This is a genomic window from Citrobacter sp. CK194 (genome assembly GCF_030333395.1).
GTDB classification, from domain to species: domain Bacteria; phylum Pseudomonadota; class Gammaproteobacteria; order Enterobacterales; family Enterobacteriaceae; genus Citrobacter_B; species Citrobacter_B koseri.
In genome coordinates this window covers 51,945-59,663 of record NZ_JAOWGA010000016.1, presented here as the reverse complement: position 1 = coordinate 59,663, position 7,719 = coordinate 51,945, and the positions used below count along the sequence as shown (strand labels likewise).

Sequence of the window (7,719 nt, the reverse complement as noted above, 5' to 3'; positions counted from 1 at the left end):
CCCGTAGGCCGGATAAGCGACGCGCCACCGGCACGCTTTTATCCTCGAACTTTGCGTCTTTGTGTATAAATCGCATCCATCACAAAAATCGCCAGCGCCACCCAAATAAAGGCGAACGTCACCATCTTATCGGCGCCCGGTATTTCTCCATAGAACGTCACGGCCAGCAGGAACATCAAGGTTGGGCCAATGTACTGGAAAAAACCCAGCGTGGAGAGGCGCAGGCGCGTCGCCGCCCCGGTAAAGCACAGCAGCGGCACCGTGGTGACGATACCTGCCGCAATCAGCAACAGATTCAGCGACAGCGGATTCTGCCCCATATGGCTGGTTGGGCTATCCGCGATGCCAAACAGATAAATCGCGGCGACCGGCAATAGCCACAGCGTTTCGATCAGCATCCCCGTTTGTGCTTCAACCGCAATCTTCTTACGTACCAGGCCGTAAAACGCAAAGCTAAACGCCAGCCCCAGTGCGATGATCGGCAGAGAGCCGAAGGTCCAGAGCTGCACCAGTACGCCGCAGGCCGCCAGAATCACCGCCAGCCACTGCATACGACGGAAGCGCTCGCCGAGGAACAGCATTCCCAGCAGAATGTTAACCAGCGGGTTAATAAAATACCCGAGGCTGGCTTCCAGCATATGGTGGTTATTGACCGCCCAAATAAAGAGCAGCCAGTTTCCACCGATCAGCACGGCTGATAGCGCCAGCATGAAAATTTTCTTCGGCGTTTGCAGCAGCGTTTTAACGCCGGACCACTGGCGGCTGATGCTCATCAGCGCGATCATAAAGAAAAATGACCAGATCACGCGGTGCGTCAGGATCTCGTCTGCGGGCACGTAGTAAATCAGTTTGAAGTACGCGGGTGCGATGCCCCAAATAAAATAGGCGGCAAGAGCGAGTAACACGCCCTGCCGCGTTTGCTTAGCATCCATCGGGAAAACTCATATCAGAAATGTAACAACAGTTTACCTGTTTTTATCCCACCATATAAGTTGCGGTCGCACTGGCAATGTAAAGCTGTTCTTCGTTGTGCAGTTCCACACGCGCCACAGCAACTTTATTGCCCGCGCGCAACAGGCTGCTGGTGGCGGTAAAGCGGTTGCCTCTGCCCGGGCGCAGGTAGTCAACGCGCAGATCGATAGTTCCCATACGCGACATGCGCTGGCGTAGCTCGTCTTCGCTGATGGTCTCATGGCGGGTCAGCGTGCTGCCCACGCACACCAGTCCGGCGGCGACGTCCAGCGCGGAGGCGATCACTCCGCCGTGTAAAATACTTTGCGCCCAGTTGCCTACCATCATCGGCTGATTGTTAAAGGCCAGTTGGGCAAACTCCTTTTCATAGCGTTCCAGCTCCAGTCCTAATGCCCGGTTAAAAGGCATATGGTAAACAAACATCTCGCCCACCAGTTTCAGGGCCTGCTCAGCGGTAAGTACGGAAGACATACGATCCAGACACTCCGTTGGTTAATGAAATGTTGATATTATGCTTCTTATTTGTTGTTTTCTACTTTAAGAGAGGATAACTAAACAGGGATTAAGTAAGTATGTAGAATGGCTGGCAGATAATTATACCATTCAACACTTATTGCGTTCAGGAGAACACGACCGATGCGGGCGATTTTGGGTTGGTTATTACCAGCAGCAATGATGCCATTGGCTGTATATGCGCAGGAAGCGACAGTGAAAGAAATTCATGACGCGCCTGCGGTACAGGGCAGTATTATCGCAAACATGTTGCAGGTGCATGATAATCCCTTCACGCTTTATCCTTATGATACGAACTACCTGATCTACACCAATACCAGCGATCTGAACAAAGAAGCGATCAGCTCTTATAACTGGTCTGAAAACGCGCGCAAAGACGAAGTGAAGTTTCAGCTGAGCCTGGCCTTCCCGTTCTGGCGTGGGATTGTTGGGCCAAACTCGGTGCTGGGGGCGTCGTACACGCAGAAATCTTGGTGGCAGTTGTCCAACAGCAAAGAGTCCTCGCCGTTTCGTGAGACTAACTACGAACCGCAGTTGTTCCTCGGCTTTGCCACGGATTACCACTTTGCAGGCTGGACGCTGCGCGATGTGGAGATGGGGTATAACCATAACTCCAACGGGCGTTCCGATCCGACTTCGCGGAGCTGGAACCGCCTGTATACGCGTCTGATGGCGCAAAACGGTAACTGGCTGATGGAAGTGAAACCGTGGTACGTCGTTGGCGGCACCGGCGATAACCCCGATATCACTAAATATATGGGCTACTATCAGCTTAAAATCGGCTATCACCTGGGAGATGCGGTGCTGAGCGCGAAGGGCCAGTACAACTGGAATACCGGTTACGGCGGGGCGGAAGTGGGGTTAAGTTACCCGATGACGAAACATGTGCGTCTCTATACCCAGGTATACAGCGGCTATGGCGAATCGTTAATCGACTATAACTTTAATCAGACGCGTGTCGGCGTGGGTGTTATGCTGAATGACATATTCTGATCTGCGCAATGATTGTGTTTAAAACATTGCAGTTTCTTTCGCAGGCGCTGAAAATAGCGCCTGTTTTTATTTCAGGCAAACGGGGTTAATGTGGCGCAGGCGGAAGTGTTGAATCTGGAATTGGGGGCTAAACAGGTTTTACAGGAAACCTTTGGCTACCAACAGTTTCGCCCAGGCCAGGAAGAGATCATTGAGACGGTCGTCTCGGGTCGTGATTGCCTGGTCGTCATGCCGACCGGCGGCGGCAAATCCCTGTGTTACCAGATTCCAGCCTTACTGCTTAACGGACTCACCGTTGTCGTTTCGCCGCTTATCTCCCTGATGAAAGATCAGGTCGACCAGCTGCTGGCAAACGGCGTGGCGGCGGCGTGCCTGAACTCGACGCAGAGCCGTGAACAGCAGCATGAGGTGATGGCCGGTTGCCGAACCGGGCTGGTTCGCCTGCTGTATATTGCGCCGGAGCGCCTGATGCTGGATAACTTCCTTGAGCATCTGGCGCACTGGAATCCGGTCTTACTGGCCGTTGATGAAGCGCACTGTATCTCGCAGTGGGGGCATGACTTCCGCCCGGAATACGCCGCGCTCGGTCAGCTCCGCCAGCGTTTTCCTTCCCTGCCGTTTATGGCGTTGACCGCCACCGCAGATGACACCACCCGACTGGATATTGTTCGCCTGCTGGGGCTGAACGATCCGTTAATCCAGATCAGCAGCTTTGACCGTCCGAACATTCGCTACATGCTGATGGAGAAATTTAAGCCGCTCGATCAACTGATGCGCTATGTGCAGGAACAGCGCGGCAAGTCCGGTATCATCTACTGTAACAGCCGGGCGAAGGTAGAGGACACCGCTGCACGTCTGCAAAGTCGCGGCATCAGCGCGGCGGCGTATCATGCCGGTCTTGAAAATAACGTGCGCGCCGATGTGCAGGAGAAGTTCCAGCGCGACGATCTGCAAATCGTCGTGGCGACCGTCGCATTTGGTATGGGCATTAACAAACCTAACGTGCGTTTTGTGGTGCATTTCGATATTCCCCGCAACATTGAATCCTACTATCAGGAAACCGGCCGCGCCGGGCGTGACGGCCTGCCCGCAGAGGCGATGCTGTTCTACGATCCGGCTGATATGGCGTGGCTGCGCCGCTGTCTGGAGGAGAAACCCGCCGGGCAGCTACAGGATATTGAACGGCATAAACTGAACGCGATGGGGGCGTTTGCTGAAGCGCAGACCTGTCGTCGTCTGGTGCTGCTGAACTACTTTGGCGAAGGGCGGCAGGAACCCTGCGGCAACTGTGATATTTGCCTCGACCCGCCAAAACAGTACGACGGCCTGATGGATGCGCGTAAAGCTCTGTCGACGATTTATCGCGTTAATCAGCGTTTTGGTATGGGCTATGTGGTGGAAGTATTGCGCGGCGCGAACAATCAGCGTATCCGCGATTTAGCGCATGACAAATTGCCGGTGTACGGCATTGGTCGCGATCAGAGCCATGAGCACTGGGTCAGCGTGATTCGTCAGCTTATTCATCTGGGTATGGTTACGCAGAATATTGCCCAACATTCGGCGTTGCAGTTAACCAAAGCGGCGCGTCCGGTGCTGCGTGGCGAAGTGCCGTTGCAGCTTGCCGTGCCGCGTATCGTCGCGTTGAAGCCGCGAGTGATGCAGAAATCCTTCGGCGGCAATTACGATCGCAAACTGTTCGCCAAACTGCGCAAATTGCGTAAGGCCATTGCCGATGAAGAGAATATCCCGCCGTATGTCGTCTTTAACGATGCGACGCTGATTGAAATGGCCGAACAGATGCCGGTTTCGCCGAGCGAAATGCTGAGCGTTAACGGCGTCGGCATGCGCAAACTGGAGCGTTTCGGTAAAGAGTTTATGGCGCTGATCCGCGCGCATGTCGATGGTGACGACGAAGAGTAGTCAGCCAGGTAAAAAAGTGCCAGGATGGTGACTCGGTAAACTATTCCCCCGCGAGTCATTTTTATGTTGATGCTATTTCTCACCGTGGCGATGGTGCATATCGTTGCGTTAATGAGTCCTGGACCGGACTTTTTCTTTGTCTCTCAAACCGCCGTGAGCCGCTCGCGCAAGGAAGCAATGATGGGCGTGCTGGGCATTACCTGCGGCGTCATGGTTTGGGCGGGCGTTGCGTTGCTCGGCCTGCATCTGATTATCGAGAAAATGGCCTGGCTGCATACCATCATTATGGTGGGTGGTGGTTTGTACCTGTGCTGGATGGGCTATCAGATGCTGCGTGGCGCGCTGAAAAAACAGGACGTCGCCGCGCCTGCGCCGCAGATTGAACTGGCACAAAGCGGTCGTAGCTTTGTGAAAGGTTTGCTGACGAACCTGGCGAACCCGAAAGCGATCATCTATTTCGGATCGGTCTTTTCATTGTTCGTTGGCGATAACGTTGGCGTAGCCGCGCGCTGGGGCATTTTCGCATTGATTATCGTGGAAACGCTGGCCTGGTTTACCGTGGTCGCCAGCCTGTTCGCGCTACCGAAAATGCGTCGCGGTTATCAGCGTCTGGCGAAGTGGATCGACGGTTTTGCCGGTGCGTTGTTTGCCGGTTTCGGCATTCACCTGATTATTTCGCGTTAATTATCGTAGGCCGGATAAGCGTTAGCGCCATCCGGCAATTTCTCAGGCATGCCTTGCGGACGCCAGCAGCGCACCCACCAGCATAAACAGCGAACCAAATACCTTATTCAACGCCTTCATTTGCTTCGGCCCTTTAATCCAGCCTGCGATACGTGTCGCCAGCGTCGCGTAACCGATCATCACAATGATATCAACGACAATGGTTGTGATGCCGAGCACGACGTACTGCATCAGCTGCGGCTCCTGCGGCTTGATAAACTGCGGAAATAGCGCGGCGAGGAAAACAATGCTCTTTGGGTTGGTCAGGTTTACAAATACCGCGCGCCTGAACAGACGGCTTCGGGACTGTGCGTGCGCCAGCGTGTTGAGATCGATGGCGCCTGCGGCACGCCATTGCTGGATACCCAGCCAGATCAGATAAGCGGCACCCGCCCATTTCAGGACTTCAAATGCGACGACGGAACGTGAAAACAGCGTCCCCAGGCCCACGCCAACCAGTATGATGTGTATGCCAAGCCCGGTCTGCAAACCCGCAATAGACGCCGTTGCGCCGCGATAGCCGTGGCTGATTGCCGTGGTCATGGTATTGATGGCGCCGGAGCCGGGAGAAAGGCTCAAAATAATGGATGTCAGCAGATAAGCGAACCACCATTCGAAGGTCATGAGGAACTCCCTGATTGTCTGTTTTTATGCCACAATACCCTACTGTCGCTGTATTGTGTCAGGCATCATAAAGAAAACGATTTTTACCTGGTAAACGAGGCTGGATACCCGATGTTTCAGCAGCAAAAGGACTGGGAAACGAGAGAAAACGCGTTCGCTGCTTTTTCTATGGGGCCACTGACAGATTTTTGGCGTCAGCGGGAAGAAGCAGAATTCACGGGCGTGGACGACGTTCCCGTACACTTTGTCCGCTTTCACGCAAAGAAAAACGATCGTGTCATCGTCATCTGTCCAGGTCGCATTGAAAGCTACGTAAAGTATGCCGAACTGGCGTATGACCTGTTCCATCTTGGTTTTGATGTCCTCATCATCGACCACCGCGGGCAAGGGCGCTCCGGGCGTTTGCTGTCGGATACGCACCGTGGTCATGTGGTCAATTTTAACGATTATGTCGATGACTTAACCGCATTCTGGCAGCAGGAAGTGCAATCGGGGCCGTGGCGGAAACGCTACATTCTGGCGCACTCTATGGGGGGCGCTATCGCCACGCTGTTCCTGCAACGCAACGCCGTCCAGTGTGATGCCATCGCGCTTTGCGCGCCGATGTTTGGTATCGTGATGCGCTTACCGGAATGGATGGTGCGCCACATTCTTGACTGGGCCGAGGGGCATCAGCGAATCCGTGAAGGGTATGCCATTGGCACCGGGCGCTGGCGAGCGCTGCCCTTTAGTATGAATGTGCTAACGCACAGTCGGCAGCGCTATCGGCGCAATTTACGTTTCTATGCCGATGAACCCCGGCTGCGCGTCGGGGGGCCGACTTACCACTGGGTGCGTGAAGGTATTCTGGCCGGTGAGCAGGCTCTGGCGGGGGCGGGTGATGACGCAACCCCTGTGCTACTCGTTCAGGCTGAAGAAGAGCGTGTGGTGGATAACCGCGCGCATGACCGTTTTTGTGAAATCCGCGCCGCAGCGGGCCATCCCGTGGAGGGAGAGCGACCGCTTGTCATAAAAGGCGCGTACCATGAGATCCTTTTTGAAAAGGACGCAATGCGCTCAGTCGCGCTTAACGCCATTGTCGAATTTTTCGACAGGCATAACTAATTCATCCAGCGGAAACCGCTTTGCCTTGAGGTTTAATTTTCTTATGTATCAGGTTGTTGCGTCTGATTTAGATGGTACGCTGCTCTCTCCCGATCACACGTTGTCCCCTTACGCGAAAGAGACGCTGAAATTATTGACCGCCTGTGGCGTGAATTTTGTGTTCGCGACTGGCCGTCACCACGTCGATGTGGGGCAAATCCGCGATAATCTTGAGATTAAGTCTTACATGATTACCTCCAACGGCGCGCGCGTGCATGACACCGACGGGAACCTGGTGTTCACTCACAACCTTGACCGCGACATCGCCAGCGATCTGTTTGGCGTAGTGAATGCAAGCCCGGATATCGTGACTAACGTCTATCGCGATGATGAGTGGTTTATGAACCGCCACCGCCCGGATGAAATGCGTTTCTTCAAAGAAGCGGTATTTCACTATTCGCTGTTCGAACCGGCGATGCTGGAGCCTGAAGGGGTCAGCAAAGTGTTCTTCACCAGCGATGCGCATGAAAAACTACTGCCGCTGGAGCAGGCGATTAACGCACGTTGGGGCGATCGCGTGAACGTCAGTTTCTCTACGCTGACCTGTCTGGAAGTGATGGCGGGAGGCGTGTCGAAAGGGCATGCGCTGGAAGCCGTCTCGAAAGCGATGGGCTACAAATTGCAGGATTGCATTGCGTTTGGCGATGGTATGAACGACGCGGAAATGCTCTCGATGGCGGGGAAAGGCTGCATTATGGGCAATGCCCATCAGCGCCTGAAAGATCTGCATCCGGGTCTGGAAATCATTGGCATCAATGCCGACGATGCCGTACCGCATTATCTGCGTAAGCTCTTTTTGCGGTAATGCGATTGCTCTTTAGTTGACCAGTT

Annotated in this window: 7 protein-coding genes and 1 pseudogene; 5 read left to right on the top strand and 3 right to left on the bottom strand. The window is 54.2% G+C overall.

The window, feature by feature from the left end; translation table 11 throughout:
- Positions 1-38: 38 nt before the first annotated feature.
- Together rarD and yigI are read right to left on the bottom strand one after the other, a co-directional pair.
- Entirely contained in the window at positions 39-932 is an 894-nt protein-coding gene (gene rarD / locus OGX80_RS08045) for an EamA family transporter RarD (RefSeq protein WP_012131161.1), read from the bottom strand.
- Positions 933-975: 43 nt separating this feature from the next.
- Complete coding sequence (gene yigI, locus OGX80_RS08040) at positions 976-1,443, bottom strand: acyl-CoA thioesterase YigI (protein ID WP_024130101.1); 468 nt, start codon at positions 1,441-1,443, stop codon at positions 976-978.
- Between the two features lie 165 nt (positions 1,444-1,608).
- Here yigI and pldA point away from each other — a divergent pair, with 165 nt between their 5' ends.
- From pldA to rhtC, 3 genes are all read left to right on the top strand, one after another.
- Positions 1,609-2,478: a phospholipase A gene (gene pldA / locus OGX80_RS08035; protein ID WP_115182280.1), complete on the top strand. Its 870-nt coding sequence runs from the start codon at positions 1,609-1,611 to the stop codon at positions 2,476-2,478.
- Between the two features lie 90 nt (positions 2,479-2,568).
- Positions 2,569-4,398: an ATP-dependent DNA helicase RecQ gene (recQ, locus tag OGX80_RS08030; protein WP_115182279.1), complete on the top strand. Its 1,830-nt coding sequence runs from the start codon at positions 2,569-2,571 to the stop codon at positions 4,396-4,398.
- A gap of 63 nt (positions 4,399-4,461) precedes the next feature.
- Positions 4,462-5,082, top strand: coding sequence for a threonine export protein RhtC (rhtC, locus tag OGX80_RS08025; RefSeq protein ID WP_012131165.1), 621 nt, complete (start codon positions 4,462-4,464; stop codon positions 5,080-5,082).
- 42 nt (positions 5,083-5,124) lie between these two features.
- Here the strand turns inward: rhtC and rhtB are convergent, their stop codons facing one another.
- Complete coding sequence (gene rhtB, locus OGX80_RS08020) at positions 5,125-5,745, bottom strand: homoserine/homoserine lactone efflux protein (protein WP_115182278.1); 621 nt, start codon at positions 5,743-5,745, stop codon at positions 5,125-5,127.
- 111 nt (positions 5,746-5,856) lie between these two features.
- On the opposite strand from rhtB, the pseudogene pldB reads away from it, so the two are divergent.
- Positions 5,857-6,846, top strand: a pseudogene (pldB, locus tag OGX80_RS08015) (lysophospholipase L2); the annotation flags it as partial.
- A gap of 46 nt (positions 6,847-6,892) precedes the next feature.
- A complete protein-coding gene (yigL, locus tag OGX80_RS08010; RefSeq protein ID WP_012131170.1) occupies positions 6,893-7,693 on the top strand; it encodes a sugar/pyridoxal phosphate phosphatase YigL in 801 nt (266 codons plus the stop codon).
- The last annotated feature ends 26 nt before the right edge of the window (positions 7,694-7,719 follow it).